General features: G+C 64.7%; 11 protein-coding genes. 3 read left to right on the top strand and 8 right to left on the bottom strand.

All coding sequences use genetic code 11. The features are described from left to right. Positions 1–40: 40 nt before the first annotated feature. The 8 genes from uvrC to NG697_RS05525 form a co-directional block, all read right to left on the bottom strand. The gene (uvrC, locus tag NG697_RS05560) at positions 41–2,044 is read right to left on the bottom strand and encodes an excinuclease ABC subunit UvrC (RefSeq protein WP_252613751.1); all 2,004 of its coding nucleotides are present in this window, start codon (positions 2,042–2,044) and stop codon (positions 41–43) included. A gap of 12 nt (positions 2,045–2,056) precedes the next feature. Beyond that, a complete protein-coding gene (locus NG697_RS05555) occupies positions 2,057–2,725 on the bottom strand; it encodes a lysophospholipid acyltransferase family protein (RefSeq protein ID WP_104061423.1) in 669 nt (222 codons plus the stop codon). After that, on the bottom strand, positions 2,712–3,425 hold the full coding sequence (locus NG697_RS05550) for an HAD hydrolase-like protein (protein ID WP_252607938.1): 714 nt from the start codon (positions 3,423–3,425) through the stop codon (positions 2,712–2,714). The genes NG697_RS05555 and NG697_RS05550 overlap by 14 nt, the downstream gene beginning before the upstream one ends. A gap of 78 nt (positions 3,426–3,503) precedes the next feature. Continuing rightward, a complete protein-coding gene (uvrA, locus tag NG697_RS05545; protein WP_252613750.1) occupies positions 3,504–6,431 on the bottom strand; it encodes an excinuclease ABC subunit UvrA in 2,928 nt (975 codons plus the stop codon). 48 nt (positions 6,432–6,479) lie between these two features. Beyond that, positions 6,480–6,860: a GntR family transcriptional regulator gene (locus NG697_RS05540; RefSeq protein WP_252598771.1), complete on the bottom strand. Its 381-nt coding sequence runs from the start codon at positions 6,858–6,860 to the stop codon at positions 6,480–6,482. Next, positions 6,857–8,668, bottom strand: a complete 1,812-nt coding sequence (locus tag NG697_RS05535) for an ABC transporter ATP-binding protein (RefSeq protein WP_252598770.1) — start codon at positions 8,666–8,668, stop codon at positions 6,857–6,859. The genes NG697_RS05540 and NG697_RS05535 overlap by 4 nt, the downstream gene beginning before the upstream one ends. Continuing rightward, complete coding sequence (locus NG697_RS05530) at positions 8,665–10,413, bottom strand: ABC transporter ATP-binding protein (protein ID WP_252598769.1); 1,749 nt, start codon at positions 10,411–10,413, stop codon at positions 8,665–8,667. The genes NG697_RS05535 and NG697_RS05530 overlap by 4 nt, the downstream gene beginning before the upstream one ends. A gap of 144 nt (positions 10,414–10,557) precedes the next feature. After that, complete coding sequence (locus NG697_RS05525; RefSeq protein ID WP_252598768.1) at positions 10,558–11,343, bottom strand: trans-aconitate 2-methyltransferase; 786 nt, start codon at positions 11,341–11,343, stop codon at positions 10,558–10,560. A 97-nt stretch (positions 11,344–11,440) separates the two neighbouring features. On the opposite strand from NG697_RS05525, the gene NG697_RS05520 reads away from it, so the two are divergent. Genes NG697_RS05520 through NG697_RS05510 form a run of 3 tightly spaced genes read left to right on the top strand, consistent with a single transcriptional unit; the run spans position 11,441 to position 15,915 of the window. Beyond that, positions 11,441–13,987 (top strand): DEAD/DEAH box helicase, encoded by a 2,547-nt coding sequence (locus tag NG697_RS05520; protein ID WP_252598767.1) that lies wholly within the window; start codon positions 11,441–11,443, stop codon positions 13,985–13,987. An 11-nt stretch (positions 13,988–13,998) separates the two neighbouring features. Further along, positions 13,999–15,369 (top strand): CoA transferase, encoded by a 1,371-nt coding sequence (locus NG697_RS05515; RefSeq protein WP_252613749.1) that lies wholly within the window; start codon positions 13,999–14,001, stop codon positions 15,367–15,369. A 45-nt stretch (positions 15,370–15,414) separates the two neighbouring features. After that, positions 15,415–15,915, top strand: coding sequence for a GNAT family N-acetyltransferase (locus NG697_RS05510; RefSeq protein ID WP_252598765.1), 501 nt, complete (start codon positions 15,415–15,417; stop codon positions 15,913–15,915). The last annotated feature ends 21 nt before the right edge of the window (positions 15,916–15,936 follow it).

Below are 15,936 nucleotides of genomic sequence, written 5' to 3'. Positions count from 1 at the left end.
AGGCACCCGCAATGGCGGAAACCTGCGTTCCTTACCCTACCTAGGTTTCAATGATTTCGCCGGTGGCCATATTCACGGCCGGAAGCGCATCGCCGGCCGTGTCATCGCCGCTGAAGTAGGCGACGATGGCGTTGGCAAGGGATGGTCCAATGCCCTTGGCCGCCGTGAGCTCGGCCGCGGTGGCGGCTTTCACGCCTTTGACGGATCCGAAGTGGGTGAGCAGGGCCTTGCGTTTGGACTCGCCAAGGCCCGGCACTCCGTCCAGCGCCGAGACGGTCATGGCCTTGCCGCGCTTCTGCCGGTGGAAGGTGATGGCGAAGCGGTGGGCTTCGTCACGGATCCGCTGCAGCAGATAGAGTCCCTGGGACGTCCTGGGCAGGATCACGGGGAAGTCGCTGTCCGGCAGCCAGACTTCCTCAAGGCGTTTGGCCAGGCCCACCACGTAGACGTCCTCAATGCCAAGGTCCGCCAGGGCCCGGGCTGCGGCGTTCACCTGGGGCTTGCCGCCGTCGACCACCACCAGGTTGGGCGGGTACGCGAATTTTGCCCGCGGGGCGGCCGTGGTGGTGTCCAGGACCGCAGCAGCGGCTGCTTCCAAGGCGGCCTGGTGCCCGGGCAGGGCGGACGCCTCGGACTGCGCCGACTTGTCCTGCAGGTAATGCCGGAAGCGCCGGGTCAGGACGTCGTGCATGGCGGCGGTGTCGTCTGCCGCTGCGGCCCCGGTGACGGAGAATTTCCGGTATTCGGACTTCTTGGGCAGCCCGTCCTCGACCACCACCATGGACGCCACGACGTTGGTGCCCTGGACGTGGGAGACATCGAAGCATTCGATCCGCAGGAGCGCCACGGGCAGGTCCAGGGCTTCCTGCAGCTCCTGCAGTGCCTGGGAGCGCACGGTGAGGTCCCCGGCACGGCGGGTCTTATGCAGTTTGAGCGCGTGCTCGGCATTTTCACGGACGGTGGACATGAGCGCGGCCTTGTCGCCGCGCTGCGGCACCCTGACATCCACCTTGGCTCCGCGCAGGCCGCCGAGCCATTCCGTAAGTTCCGCAGCGTTGCTGGGTTCGACGGGCACCAGGACTTCGCGGGGCAGCCTGCCATGGCTGTCGCCGTCGTCGCCGTAGACCTGCTGCAGCAGGTGTTCGACGAGATCCGGGGTGGTGGTATCCTCCACTTTTTCCACTACCCAGCCGCGCTGGCCACGGATCCGGCCACCCCTGACGTGGAACACCTGGACGGCAGCCTCCAACTCGTCCTCGTGCAGCGCGAAGACATCGGCGTCGGTATCGTCGGCGAGCACCACGGCGTTGCGCTCAAAGACCTTCCGCAGGGCGGAGATGTCATCACGGAGCCTCGCCGCACGCTCGTAGTCGAGGGTGCCGACGGCGTCGGCCATCTCCTTTTCGAGCTTGGTGATGAAGCGTTTGGCCTCGCCGCCCATAAACGCGCAGAAGTCCTCCGCCAGGGCCCGGTGTTCCTCGGGAGTCACCCGGCCAACGCAGGGGGCCGAGCATTTGTCGATGTAGCCCAGCAGGCAGGGCCGGCCGCTCGCCTGGGCCCGTTTGAGGACCCCGGCGCTGCAACTGCGGACGGGGAAAACCCGCAGCAAGGTGTCCATGGTTTCCCGGATCGCGCCGGCCGTGTACGGGCCGAAGTACCGTGTGCCTTTGCGGCGGTCCCCCCGCATGACCTGGACCCTGGGGAGCTTCTCGCTCATGGTGAGGGCCAGGTACGGATAGGTTTTGTCGTCGCGGAAGACCACGTTGAAGCGTGGCTTGTATTCCTTGATCCAGGTGTATTCAAGCTGCAGCGACTCCAGCTCGCTGCCCACCACCGTCCACTCGACACTGCTGGCCGTGTGAACCATTGCGTGGGTTTTGGGCAGCAGGCCCGCCGGATTCGCGAAGTAGGAGTTCAGGCGGGAGCGAAGGCTTTTGGCTTTGCCGACGTAGATGACCCGGCCGTGGGGATCGCGGAACCGGTACACCCCGGGATTGGTGGGAATTTCACCCGTTTGGGGCCTGTAACTTGCTGGATCTGCCACTACTTCATTCTACTAATCCGTGCTTTTACTTTGGTTGTAGCTGGTGGAGCGTTCCTGGCCGCTGAGTTCGGCGATCGCATCCATGATGCGGTCCGTGACCTGCCGCCGCGCCGGCAGCGAATGGTCCGGGCCGGTCTTGTCGAAATACAGGGGCTCCCCTACCTTCATGGTGAAGTGATGCGGCTTGAAGCCCTTCTCACCGGCCGGCTGCAGGTTCTCCGTCCCGATCAGTCCAACCGGGATCACGGGAGCTCCGGTTGCCAGTGCAAGCCAGCCCACCCCGGTGCGGCCGCGGTAGAGGATGCCGTCCCGTGAGCGCGTGCCCTCGGGGTAGATGCCAATGCCTTTGCCCGCTTCGAGGATGTCCAGGAGGGTTTTGAGCGCCTGGACGCTTGCTGCCTGCTCGCCGCGCTCCACCGGGATGGAACCCACGGACTCAAAAAAGGACTTCATGACTCTGCCCTTGACGCCACCCGTGGTGAAGTACTCGGCTTTGGCGAAGAAGGCCACGGGCCGCGGCATCAGTGCCTGGACAATGACGCTGTCAAAGAAGGAAAGATGGTTCGGGGCCACAATGAAGGGCCCCTCTTTGGGGACGTTTTCAAGGCCGACGACGGTGGGCCGGCAGGTGCCCGCGACGAGCCCGCGAAATGTCCAGCGGACCGCCTCAAACAGCGCCATCGTTGCGCACCTCGCTCATCGCGGCAGCGTGGATGGCTTCGAGGCGCCCGATGGCGGCAACCATGCCCGCGGTGGTGTCCACCACGGTGACGGCCCCGGCTTCCTCGAGTTCGCCGTCGGGAGCGAAACCCCAACCCACACCGATGCAGTCAAGCCCGTTCGCGATGGCGCCCGCCACATCCTGGGCGCGGTCACCCACCATAACGGCGTGCTGGGTGGAGAGGTCAGCCAGGGCCGCGGCGATGATGTCGGCCTTCCCCACCGGACCGTCCGTTGACGATTCGTTGTCTGCCGAACCCCTGATGGACTGGAACAGGTTGGCGATGCCGTGGTGGCGCAGCACGATCTGGGCCAGCCCTTCGGGCTTCTGCGTGGCGACGGCCACTGGCCTGGCTTCGGCCGCGAAGGTCTCCAGCGCTTCCCTGATCCCGGGGTACAGCCTGCTCTGGGCTATCCCCTTGGCCAGGTAGTACTGCCGGTAAGTCCGGATGACCTCGTCAAGCATCTCGGCCGGAACCTTGCAGACACTCTGGAGTGCGTCGCTGAGTTTGGGGCCGATCATCGAGTTCAGGACGTCCTGGCCAGGAACCGGCAGACCTGCGGCGGCAAGGGCTGCTGCGATTCCGCCGGATATTCCGCCGGCCGGATCGACAAGAGTGCCGTCCAGGTCAAAGATCACGGGCACTGTTGTTTGAGTCACCGGCTTAGTTTCTCACGACACCGAGCATGGCTGAAACTCGCATGCCCGACACGGCATACGTCATCGGAGGCCAACCGCCTAGCCGAGTATTTCCGCGAGGAAGGATGCCGTGTGGCCCTTGGTGGATTTCGATACCTGCTCGGGCGTTCCGGTGGCCACGATCTGGCCGCCGCCCGAACCGCCGTCCGGGCCAAGATCCACGATCCAGTCGGCACTCTTGATCACGTCCAGGTTGTGTTCGATGGTGATCACGGTGTTGCCCTTGTCCACCAGACTTTGAAGGACCATCAGGAGCTTGCGGATGTCCTCGAAGTGCAGGCCCGTGGTGGGCTCGTCGAGAACATACACACTGCGTCCGTTGGAGCGCTTCTGCAGTTCCGCGGCGAGCTTGACACGCTGGGCCTCGCCGCCGGAGAGGGTGGTTGCCGGCTGTCCCAGCCGTACGTAGCCGAGGCCCACGTCCACAAGGGTGTTCAGGTGCCGGGCGATCGGGGAGAAGGCCGCGAAGAACTCCGCACCTTCTTCGATGGGCATGTTGAGCACGTCCGCGATGGTCTTGCCCTTGTAGTGGACTTCGAGGGTTTCGCGGTTATACCGTGCGCCGTGGCACACCTCGCAGGGCACGTAGACGTCCGGCAGGAAGTTCATTTCGATCTTCAGCGTGCCGTCACCTGCGCAGGCTTCGCAGCGCCCGCCCTTGACGTTGAAGGAGAACCGGCCTGGCAGGTAGCCACGGACCTTGGCCTCGGTGGTCTCGGCGAAGAGCTTGCGGATGTTGTCAAAGACGCCGGTGTACGTGGCCGGGTTGGAGCGTGGGGTGCGCCCGATAGGGCTCTGGTCCACGTGCACCACCTTGTCCAGGTGCTCCAGGCCCATGATGCTCTTGTGGCGTCCGGCCACCTGTTTTGCGCCGTTGAGCTTGTTGGCCAGCACCTTGTAGAGGATCTCGTTGACCAGGGTGGATTTGCCGGAGCCGCTCACGCCGGTCACGGCGGTGAACAGGCCCAAGGGGAAGACCGCATCAACGCTGACCAGGTTGTTTTCACGCGCCCCGACGACCTTCAGCTCACGCTTTTTGTCGTATTTGCGCCGCTTCTTGGGGATGTCGATCTTCTTGCGGCCGGACAGGTAATCGCCGGTCAGTGAGTTGGTGTTGGCCAGGAGATCCTGGTACGAACCCGAGTGCACCACCTGGCCGCCGTGCTCGCCTGCGCCGGGCCCGATATCCACGATCCAGTCCGCCACCTGGATGGTGTCCTCATCGTGCTCCACAACGATAAGCGTGTTGCCCATGTCGCGGAGCCGGGTCAGGGTCTCAATAAGCCGGCGGTTGTCGCGCTGGTGGAGGCCGATGGAGGGCTCATCCAGGACGTAAAGGACGCCCACGAGGCCGGAACCGATCTGGGTGGCGAGCCGGATTCGCTGCGCTTCGCCGCCGGACAAGGTGGCGGAGGGGCGCTCGAGATTCAGGTATTCCAGCCCGACGTCGAGCAGGAAGGTCAGCCGGGCCTGTATTTCCTTGAGCACCTGGTGGGCGATCTGGGCCTCGCGGCCGGTGAGGACCAGGTTGTTCAGGAAGTCCGCGCACACGCGCATGGGCATGGCCGCGACGTCGGCGATGGACTTGCCGTTGATCAGGACGGACAGCGAGGCGGGGTTGAGCCGGGCGCCATTGCACGCGGGGCAAGCGATCTGCCGCATGTACTCTTCGTAGCGGTCGCGCGCCCACTCGGAGTCCGTCTCACCGTGCTTGCGGTGGACGTACTGGATGGCACCTTCGAAGCCGGTGCTGTATTTGCGTTCCCGTCCGAAGCGGTTCTTGTACTGCACAACCACCTTGTGGTCCTTGCCGTGCAGGACGGTCTGGCGGACGTCGTTGCCCAGCTTCTCCCAGGGTGTGTCCATGGAGAAGCCAAGCTCCTTGGACAGCCCTTCGAGCAGGCGGTTCCAATACTCGGTTGTTGCGGTGCCAAGTGACCATGGCGCGATGGCGCCCTCGGACAACGACAGCTCAGGATTCGGAATGATCAGTTCTTCGTCAACCTCGAGCCGTGTACCGATACCGCTGCACGCGGAACAGGCGCCGAAAGGGTTGTTGAAGGAGAAGGACCGCGGCTCGATTTCATCGATGGCCAGGGGATGTTCGTTCGGGCAGGCGAGGTTCTCGGAAAATGCCCGCAGCCGTCCCGGCGCGTCTGCGTCCAGATCGACGAACTCGGCCAGCACCCGGCCTTCGGCCAGGCCAAGCGCCGTTTCAACGGAGTCCGTGAGGCGCTGGCTGATGCCTTCCTTAGCCACCAGGCGGTCCACCACCACCTCAATCGTGTGCTTGAACTGCTTGCCGAGTTTGGGCGGCTCGCTCAGCTGGATCAGCTCACCGTCCACCCGGGCACGCGAATAGCCCTTGGCGGTCAGCTCCTTGAAGAGGTCCACGAACTCGCCCTTGCGCCCCCGCACCACAGGCGCCAGGACCTGGAAGCGTGTGCCTTCGTCAAGCTCTAGCAGCTGGTCCACGATCTGCTGCGGAGTCTGCCGGGCCACAACCTCGCCACAGACCGGGCAATGCGGCCGTCCCACGCGTGCCCACAGCAATCGCATGTAGTCATAAATTTCGGTGATGGTGCCAACCGTGGACCGGGGGTTCTTGCTGGTGGACTTCTGGTCAATCGATACCGCCGGCGAGAGCCCCTCGATGAAATCGACGTCCGGCTTGTCCACCTGGCCGAGGAACTGGCGGGCATAGGCCGACAGGGACTCAACGTAGCGCCGCTGGCCCTCGGCGAAGATTGTGTCGAACGCCAGCGACGACTTCCCGGAACCGGACAGCCCGGTGAAAACGATCATGGCATCACGGGGCAGATCCAGGTCCACGTTGCGCAGGTTATGCTCGCGCGCCCCCTTGACCACAAGGCGGGAGAGGTCTGGCCGGGCAGGCGTGGCTGGGGCCTGGGGAACGGCGACGGGGACGGATTCGACTGCTGTTTCTTCAGCTACGGCTTTAGGCACCCACTAATGCTAATCGAAAACTTCTTCGAATATCCATGCGGGGTCCGGCTAGTCGGCGTCGTAGGCTGCTGCCAGCAGCTGGACCGCTTCCGCAAAGGTGGCACCTTGGGCCTTGGCCACCGACGCATAGGAGTTGGCGGCCAGAGAGAGCGCGTCCGCCCGCTCATCACGCGCGCACACCACGGTGCCGTTCCTGCCCTTCGTGGCCACGACACCGGCTGCCTCCAGCTCCTTATACGCCCTGGCCGCCGTGTGGGGCGCGACGTCGAGCAGCCCCGCCAGGGTCCGCACCGCCGGCAGCTTGGTTCCCGGCGGAAGGGCCCCGCTGTCCGCGAGGCGGATCACATGCAGGCGCAGCTGCTCAAACAGTGCCACCGTGCTGGACTGGTTGGGCTTCCAGGGCCCGGGGAACGGACCAGTTGTTGTCATCGTCCGGCCTCCAACGTGCCGGCCCGGCCCGAGCGTCCGGCGAACTGGGCGTTGTAAAGCCGTGCATAGCGGCCGTTGGCCGCCAGGAGGCTTCGATGGGTTCCCTGCTCTGCAATGCGTCCGTGGTCCATGACCAGAATTAGATCAGCGTCCCGGACCGTGGACAAACGGTGGGCGATCACAAAGCTTGTTTTTCCACGGCGCAACCTCCGCATGGCCTGGCGGATCAGGACCTCAGTCCGGGAATCCACTGAACTGGTGGCCTCATCCAGGACCAGCACAGTGCGGTCCGCCAACTGCGCCCGGGCGATGGAGATCAGCTGGCGCTGGCCCTGGCTGAGCGGCTCTCCCCCGTTGCCCAGCATCGTGTCGTAGCCGGCCGGCAGCGACCTGATGAGGTGGTCCACGTGGCTCGCCTCTGCTGCCGCAGTGATCTCCGCAAACGTGGCTCCTGGCCGGCCGTATTCGATGTTCTCCCTGATGGTGCCGGAAAACAGCCAGGCATCCTGCAGCACCACCCCGAATCCCTTGCGCAGGACGTCCCGCGGAATGTCAGCAATGTCGGTACCCCCGATGGTGATCGTGCCGGCGTCGACCTCATAGAACCGCATGAGCAGGTTGACAACGGTGGTCTTGCCGGCGCCCGTGTGCCCGACAATCGCGACCGTCCGGCCCGGTTCCACCGTGAACGACAGTCCACGGACCACAGGGTCAGCCCGGGCATAGCCGAAGGTGACATCACTGAACACAATCCGCCCTTCCTGACTGTGTTTGTGACCGTCACTTTCGGGCTCGGCAGGTATCTCCGCGGCGTCGAGCAGGTCGAACACACGGCGCGCCGAAGCCACGCAGGACTGGATGACGTTGAGCATGCCGCCGATCTGGCCCACAGGCTGGGTGAAAAGCCGGCTGAACTGGATGAACGCCTGGATCCCGCCGATGGTCATGGCCCCCATGGTGACCTGGAGCGCCCCCACCACCGCCACCGCGATGTAGTTGATATTGGCGATAAGGACCATCAATGGCTGGACAATGCCGGATGAATACTGGGCCCGTGCGGATGCCCGGGCCAGGCGGTCGTTGCTTGCCTTGAAGACTGCCGCTGCCTGGTCCTGGTACCCGAAGGCCTTAATAACCTCGTGCCCGGTGACAAACTCCTCCACGTGCGCGTTCAACTCACCCGTTTCGGTCCACTGGCGGGCAAAATGCGCTTGGGACTTCCGGGCCACCATAACGGTGATAAGGGTGGACAAGGGCACCGAAACAAGCGCGATCAGGGCCAGGAGCGGCGAGATCCACAGCATCATGGCCAAGGCACCGCATAGCATCAGGACAGACATGATCAGCTGCGTGAGGACCTGGCTGAGCGCTTGCGAAATATTGTCGATGTCATTGGTGACGCGGCTCAGGACATCACCCCTGGACTGCTCTTGGAAGTACGTGGAAGGAAGCCGGTGCAGCTTGTCTTGAACCGATGCCCGGAGGCGGTACATCAGGCCGTGAACCGCGCTGGCCGTCAGCGCTCCCTGGATCCAGTTGAACAGCGAAGCGCCGATGTACATCGCGGCAACGGCGGCCAGCAGGAGTCCCAGGCGCTGCCCGTCGAGCGCTCCGCTGTAGACCCCATCCACCACCACATCGGTGGCATCACCGAGGTAGTTCGGCGCCGCGACGTTGAGGGCAACAAAAGCGCAGGTGGCCGCAACTGCACCCAGCATCCGCCCCCTGGACGGGCGCAGCAACGCGAGGACCCGGCGCGCTGTGGGCCAGAACCCTTCGGACGCCCCGGCGCCGGGCGAAGCGGTCATGGCGCGTCGTCCAGCGCCAGTTGGGACTCGGCGATTTCCCGGTAGGTGGCAGACGTCTCCAGCAGTTGCAGGTGTGTTCCCTGGGCAGCCAGCCGGCCGTCGTCGAGCACCAGGATCTGGCCGGCTCCGGCAGCGGTGGAGATCCGTTCCGCCACGACAATGACCACTGCACCCTCAAGGGCAATCTCCAGGGCATCCCGGACCCGGGCCTCGGTGGCGAAGTCCAGCGCAGAAAAGCTGTCGTCAAAGAGATAGACGGGGACCCTCCGCAGGAGGGCCCGCGCTATGCAGATACGCTGCCGCTGGCCGCCGGAGAGATTCGTTCCGCCTGGCCCGACCTCCGTGTCCATCCCCCGTGGCAGCGCACGGACGAAGCCGGCGGCCTGAGCTGTCTCCATGGCTTCCCAAAGCTGGCCCTCGGTTGCCTCCGGAGCTGCGACGCGCAGGTTGTCGGCGATGGTTCCGGAGAAAAGGTGCGACATTTGCGGCACCACCGCCATGGTCCGGCGGAGGACGTCCAGGGACATCGAGCAGATGTTCCGGCCGCCGATGCTGATGGTTCCGGCCGTGGCGTCCAGGAACCGGGGCACCAGGCTCAGGAGTGTCGACTTGCCGCTCCCTGTTGAGCCGACGATGGCAACAGTGGTTCCTGGCCGGGCCGTGAAGCTGATGTCTTCCAGTACCGGATTTTCGGCGCCGGGGTAGGAGAAGCTGACGTTCCTGAAAGTGACGCTGCCGCCCTCCAGGGAGCTCCCATGGCGGGTCTCTTGGGTCGGCGCCTTGTGGTCCTGGACTGACGGTCTTGCGTCGAGCACGGCTCCCAGCCGTTCTGCGCAGGCAACGGCCCGCGGCGCCGTCATGAACACGTACATGGCCATCATGATTGCCAGGAGAATCTGCAGGATGTACGCGATAAAGGCCGTGAGGGCACCAATCTTCATCCCGCCGTCGTAAACCCGGTGACCACCGAACCACACCACGGCCACCGACGACAGGTTGACCACAATCATGATCAGTGGCAGCATGCCGGCCACGAGCAGCGACGACTGAAGGTTGTTTCCCGTGAGGCTGCTGTTGGTCTTCGCAAACCGGCGCGTTTCGTGTCCCTGCCTGACGAAGGCGCGGATCACATTCGCGCCGATGATCTGTTCACGAAAGAGCTCCCCCGTTCGGTCCAGGAGCTCCTGCCCCTGCCGGTACAGGGGAACGAGGCGCCGGACGATGAGATACATGATGAGCAGAAGTATTGGCATGATGACCATCACGACGCTTGAAAGCACCATGTCCTGCTGCCACGCCAGTAAGACGCCCCCGGCGGCCATCACGGGGGCCGCCACAAGCATGGTGAAGACCAGGACGGCGAACGACTGGATCTGCTGGGTGTCGTTGGTGGCCCTGGTAACAAGACTTTGCGTGCCGAAGGCTGCCATTTCCTGGGAAGAAAGCGACTGGATCCTGGTGAAGACCTCGCCGCGCAGCTGGTGCCCGAGCTTCATGGCCACCACTGCCCCGAAGTAGCCCGCGGCGATGGCCGCCGACGCCTGGACCGCAGCTATCAGGACCATGACAGTGCCCAAACGGAAGATTTCCGGCGTGTTCCCCGCAACGATGCCGTCGTCGATGATGGCAGCGTTGATGGTGGGCAGCAGGAGGTTGCCTGCGGTCTGGACAAGCTGGAGAGCAACGATCGCGGTCACGGCGCCTTTGTGGCCAGCCAGCAGCCGGGTCATCAAGCCGAAAAGCATCGCACCTCCAGGACGGATTTGGGAGGCCGATGAGGGTCCGGCCATTTGCCATCCCCAGAAGCCGTTGTCGTCATTGTAACCAGCATCACATTCTCGACTCAGTCATAAGGCATTACCGACCAGAGAACCTCAAACGAATGGAGTTTATGCGCCTGGCCGCTTTTGCGCCACGGCAAAGATCCGCCGGAACGGAAACACCGTGCCATGTGCCGTTGCCGGGTATGCGGACAGCAGGGCTGCAGCATACTCCGCTTCAAAGGCGTGCCCGTCCTCGGCCGAAAGTGCCGCCACGACCGGGCGCAACGCCGTGCCGCGCACCCAGTCCAGCACCGGATCCGTTCCAGTGAGGACCTGCTGGTATGTGGTTTCCCAGGCGTCTGCCGTGCAGCCCGCGTCCAGCATGAGGCTGAGGTAGTCTGCGGGCTCCCCCACGGACTCTCCACCGCGAAGTACGCCGGCGAGCTGGGGCGCCCAGCGTGCCGAACCTGCGAGTTCCCGCATCAGGGCATGGGACGGGGCATTGAAGTTCCCCGGCACTTGCATGGCGAACCAGGCACCGGGCTTGAGCGCCGCCAGCCAGCCCGCCAGCATTTCCTGATGCCCAGGCACCCACTGAAGCGCGGCATTGGTGACCACCACGTCCGTTTCAGCCGGGGGCGTCCAGGCTGCGATATCCGCCAGCCCGAAGCTGAGGCCCGCATGCCTGGCTGCGTGCGCGGCGGCCTTGTCCAGCATCTGCCTGGACGAATCCAGCCCCACCACTTGCGCTTCCGGCCATCTCCGGGCGAGGGTGGCCGTGAGGTTTCCCGGACCACATCCCAGGTCCACAACGTGCTGTGGCCGGTCGGCCTGGATCCGCCCCGTCAGGTCGAAAAACGGCCGGTCCCGGTAATCGCCGAACTGGACGTACTTTACGGGGTCCCACTTCACAGTTACCTCCATCGCCGGGTGCTGTCTGGCAGTATCGCGAGCCTAACCCGGGCCCGCCCGGATATCCGGCACCGGCTGGGCACTAAGCTGGAAATCAATGAAACTCGTTGACCAGCTGCCTGTCCTGTCCGCCTCAGACCCCTCCGGCGCAGGCATCGACCCGGACGCCCTGTACACGCAATTCCTTGAGTGGACCGAAAGCCGGGGCCTGGAACTTTACGCTGCCCAGGACGAGGCCATCATGGAGCTCGCCACCGGAGCCAACGTCATCCTCGCCACCCCGACGGGCTCCGGCAAATCGCTGGTGGCCATCGCGGCGCACTTCCAGGCCATGGCGCGGGGCCAGCGCAGTTACTACACCGCCCCCATTAAAGCGCTGGTCTCGGAGAAGTTCTTTGCCCTGTGCGATATTTTCGGTGCAGAAAACGTCGGCATGATCACGGGTGACTCCGGCGTCAACCAGAACGCACCGATCATCTGCTGCACGGCAGAAATCCTCGCGAACATCGCCCTCCGCGAAGGGGCCGACGCCGAGCTCGGTGCGGTCATCATGGACGAATTCCATTTCTACTCCGACCCCCAGCGTGGGTGGGCCTGGCAGGTCCCGCTGCTGGAGCTCCCCCAGGCCCAGTTCCTTCTGATGTCCGCCACCCTGGGCGATGTCAGCCGGTTCGAGGCCGGCATCACCGAACTTACGGGCCGCCCCACCACCACCGTCAGTTCAGCCGAGCGCCCCATTCCGCTGCATTACTACTACCACCAGACGCCGGTCCACGAAACACTCGAGGAACTCCTCTCCACCCGTCAGGTGCCCGCCTATGTGGTGCACTTCAGCCAGATCGAGGCCATTGACCGGGCCCAGACACTGATGAGCATCAACGTGTGCACCCGCGAGGAGAAGGACAAGATCGCGGAGCTGATCGCGAATTTCCGTTTCGCCGCAGGCTTCGGCAAGACGCTCAACCGGCTGGTCCGGCACGGTATCGGGGTCCATCACGCCGGCATGCTGCCGAAGTACCGCAGGCTCGTGGAGCAGCTCGCCCAGGCGGGCCTGCTCAAGGTGATCTGCGGTACGGACACACTGGGCGTGGGGATCAACGTGCCCATCCGCACCGTGTTGCTCACCGCACTGAGCAAGTACGACGGCGTCCGCACCCGCCCGCTTAACTCCCGGGAGTTCCACCAGATTGCCGGAAGGGCCGGCCGCGCCGGGTATGACACCGCGGGGACAGTGGTGGTCCAGGCACCCGAGCACGTCATCGAAAACGTGAAGGCGATGGCCAAGGCCACCGCCAAGTTTGGTGACGACCAGAAGAAGCTCCGCCAGGTGGTCAAAAAGAAGCCGCCGGAGGGCTTCGTCTCCTGGGGGGAACCCACCTTCAAGCGCCTCGTGGAATCCGTGCCCGATCCTTTGACGTCCAGCTTCAGCGTGACGCATTCGATGCTGATGAACCTGATGGAACGGCCCGGCGACCCGTTCACAGCGGCCCGCCAGCTGCTGACCGAAAACCACGAGACGCGGTCCTCACAGCTGCGGCTGATGAAAAAAGCCCTGGGAATCTATCGTGAGCTCCTCGCCGCTGAGGTGGTGGAGCGCATCCCGGCAGAAGAGCAGGGCCATGACGGCAGGACAGTACGGCTCACCGTCCATCTGCAGGCCAACTTTGCCCTGAACCAGCCACTCTCGCCGTTTGCGCTGGCGGCGCTGGAGCTCCTTGACCCGGATTCGCCGTCGTACGCCCTGGACGTGGTGTCCGTGATCGAGGCGACCCTCGAAAAGCCCCGCCAAATCCTCTCCGCGCAGCAGAAGAAGGCCCGCGGGGAAGCGATTGCCGCGATGAAGGCTGACGGCATCGAGTACGACCAGCGCATGGCCATGCTGGAGGAAGTCACCTACCCGCAGCCGCTCGCCGAACTCCTGGGCGAAGCCTTCGAGGTCTACCGCAAGGCCGCGCCATGGGTGGGCGACTTTGAACTGACGCCCAAGTCCGTGGTCCGCGACATGTACGAGCGGGCAATGAACTTCGGCGAATTCGTCCAGTTCTACGGGCTGGCCCGCTCCGAGGGCATTGTGCTGCGCTACCTCGCCGACTGCTTCAAGGCGCTGCGCCAGACCGTGCCGCAGGACATGCTCCGGGAGGACCTTGAAGACCTCATCGCCTGGCTTGGCGAGCTGGTGCGGCAGGTGGACTCCAGCCTCCTGGACGAATGGGAGGAGCTGACGTCCGGCGCGATGCCCACCCCGCACGACGCTCCCCCTCCCCCGCCGCCGTCGCTGACGTCCAACATCCGCGCCTTCCGCGTGATGGTCCGCAACGAGATGTTCCGCCGCGTGGAACTGTTCGCGGACGAAAACGCCGCAGCCCTGGGCGAGCTCGACGGCGGCGCGGGCTGGGATGCCAACCGCTGGGAAGACGTCCTGGACGACTACTTCGACGAACACAACGACATTGGCACCGGCCCGGATGCCCGCGGTCCCGGACTGCTCATGATCACCGAAGAGCCAGGGCTTTGGAAGGTCCGGCAGATTTTCGACGATCCGGCGAGCAACCATGACTGGGGCATCTCCGCGGAAGTGGACCTGGCGGCCTCGGATGAAACCGGTACGGCAGTGGTCCGTGTCACCGACGTCAACCGGCTCTAGGCTCTGACCGAATGGACTCCGTCCCCGACCTGACCGGCAGCCTTCGGGTTGTGGAAGCCCTGGAGGCCCAGCCCGTGGCACCTTCCAACGGTCCACGGCAGTGGTGGAAGGGCCCGCTGGACGTCGAGGGACTGGCTTTGGGGGCGGTCCAGGCAGCAGCGACGTCGCTGAACGCGCTTGTTGGCGTTCCGGGCCGGTATTCCCTGGCATCCGGAGCCACCGCGGCGGCCTTCGATTCGCTGGGACATCTGCGGGTCGCGGGCGTCAAACCCGAAGGGTTCGCTCCGATGTCCGGCTTTCGGCGCACGTCGGACGGCTGGATCCGCCTCCACGCCAATTACCCCCACCACGCAGCCCGGCTGACGTCGGCCCTCACCGTGAGCACACCACAGGACGTGGAACACGCCCTGTTAGGTATGACGTCGCTGACAGCCGAGGAAGCCATCACGGCAAACAACGGCGTCGCTGCTGCCGTGCGCACACGGGACGAGTGGATCGCGACCCCCATGTATGCGACGGCCAGCTCCGGTCCATGGATCAGAATCTCCAGTCCGCCACCGTCAGCCAGTGAAAGTCCGCAGCTCTCCCGGTGGGTTCCATCGGCAGTTCCGCGCCACCCCTTGGCCGGGCTAAAGGTGCTGGACCTGACGCGCGTCATTGCGGGGCCCACTGCCACACACCTCCTGGGCGCCCTGGGCGCGGACGTCCTGCGCATCGACCCGCCCCAGCTTCCGGAGTTGAGAGATGTGTTCATTGACTCGGGCTTTGACAAGCGCAGCGCCGAGGCGGACCTCCGGGATCCTGCCGCCATGGAAACGGTCAGGCTTCTCATTGAGTCTGCAGACGTGGTGGTCACCGGTTACCGCGACGGCGGGCTGGACCCTTTTGGGCTGGCGCCCGAAGCGCTGTTGCTTGCCCGGCCCGAACTCGTGATCGTCACCCTCAGCGCCTGGGACAGCGGCGGCCCTTGGAACGGACGGCGCGGTTTTGACAGCCTGGTACAGGCCGCTTGCGGCATTGCCGAACGGTATGGCCGCACGACTGATGACGGGTGGCAGCCGGGGGAGCTCCCAGTGCAGGCACTGGATCATGCCACCGGTTATGGCCTGGCGGCGGCAGCAATTGCCTTGCTGGCCGAACGGCTCCGAAGCGGACGTGGCGGCACTGGCCGGCTTTCCCTGGCCCGCACCGCTGAAGAATTGTTCCGGCTGCCCGCAGTGGCCAGTCACGGCGGTTCCCTGCCTGACCCGGAACTCCGCGTGATGGACAGCCCCTACGGCCGCCTGCGATATGTTGGGCCGCCCATCATGGCGGACGGCGTGCCGCTGGAGTACAGCAAGGGACCCGTACGCTACGGAACATCGCAGCTTCGCTGGCAATAGGGAGCCTGGCAGCAGGGATCACGGCCCCGCCAGTAAACTCGGACCATGAGTGTAATCCGCCCAGCCACCCGGCAAGACGTCCCCGCCATCCTGCAGATGATCCATGAACTGGCCATCTACGAAAAGGAACCGGACGCGGTCCGCAACACATCGGAAATGCTGGCTGAGGTCCTGTTCTGCGAGAACCCGCGCGTGTTTGCCACGATGGCTGAGAACAGCGCAGGCGAGGTCCAGGGATTCGCGCTCTGGTTCCTGAATTACTCCACCTGGGAAGGCGTCCACGGCATCTACCTGGAAGACCTCTACGTCAGCCCGCACGCCCGCGGCGAGGGCCACGGCAAAGCGCTCCTGCAGCACCTGGCCGCCACCGCCGTCGAGAACGGTTACGCCCGGGTTGAGTGGAGCGTCCTGGACTGGAACGAACCGTCCATCAACTTCTACCGCAGCCTCGGCGCCCGCCCCCTGGACGGCTGGTCCACGTTCCGGCTGACCGGCGACGCGCTGGAGAGCTTTGGCACCAGAACGGCAGCGTCCATCCGTGGCTGAGCGGGACGCGTCCACTCAAAC

It is taken from the genome of Pseudarthrobacter raffinosi (assembly GCF_023913835.1).
Classification (GTDB): Bacteria; Actinomycetota; Actinomycetes; order Actinomycetales; family Micrococcaceae; genus Arthrobacter; species Arthrobacter raffinosi.
Note: the sequence above shows the minus strand (reverse complement) of the source record. Positions and strands in the feature narration are given on the sequence as shown.

Bases quoted from the DNA above. Each gene is read 5' to 3' on its own strand.
- NG697_RS05530 (WP_252598769.1), bottom strand. From the start codon at position 10,413: ATGCTTTTCGGCTTGATGACCCGGCTGCTGGCTGGCCACAAAGGCGCC.
- NG697_RS05520 (WP_252598767.1), top strand. From the start codon at position 11,441: ATGAAACTCGTTGACCAGCTGCCTGTCCTGTCCGCCTCAGACCCCTCC.
- NG697_RS05535 (WP_252598770.1), bottom strand. From the start codon at position 8,668: ATGACCGCTTCGCCCGGCGCCGGGGCGTCCGAAGGGTTCTGGCCCACA.
- NG697_RS05540 (WP_252598771.1), bottom strand. From the start codon at position 6,860: ATGACAACAACTGGTCCGTTCCCCGGGCCCTGGAAGCCCAACCAGTCC.
- NG697_RS05555 (WP_104061423.1), bottom strand. From the start codon at position 2,725: ATGGCGCTGTTTGAGGCGGTCCGCTGGACATTTCGCGGGCTCGTCGCG.
- NG697_RS05515 (WP_252613749.1), top strand. From the start codon at position 13,999: ATGGACTCCGTCCCCGACCTGACCGGCAGCCTTCGGGTTGTGGAAGCC.
- NG697_RS05510 (WP_252598765.1), top strand. From the start codon at position 15,415: ATGAGTGTAATCCGCCCAGCCACCCGGCAAGACGTCCCCGCCATCCTG.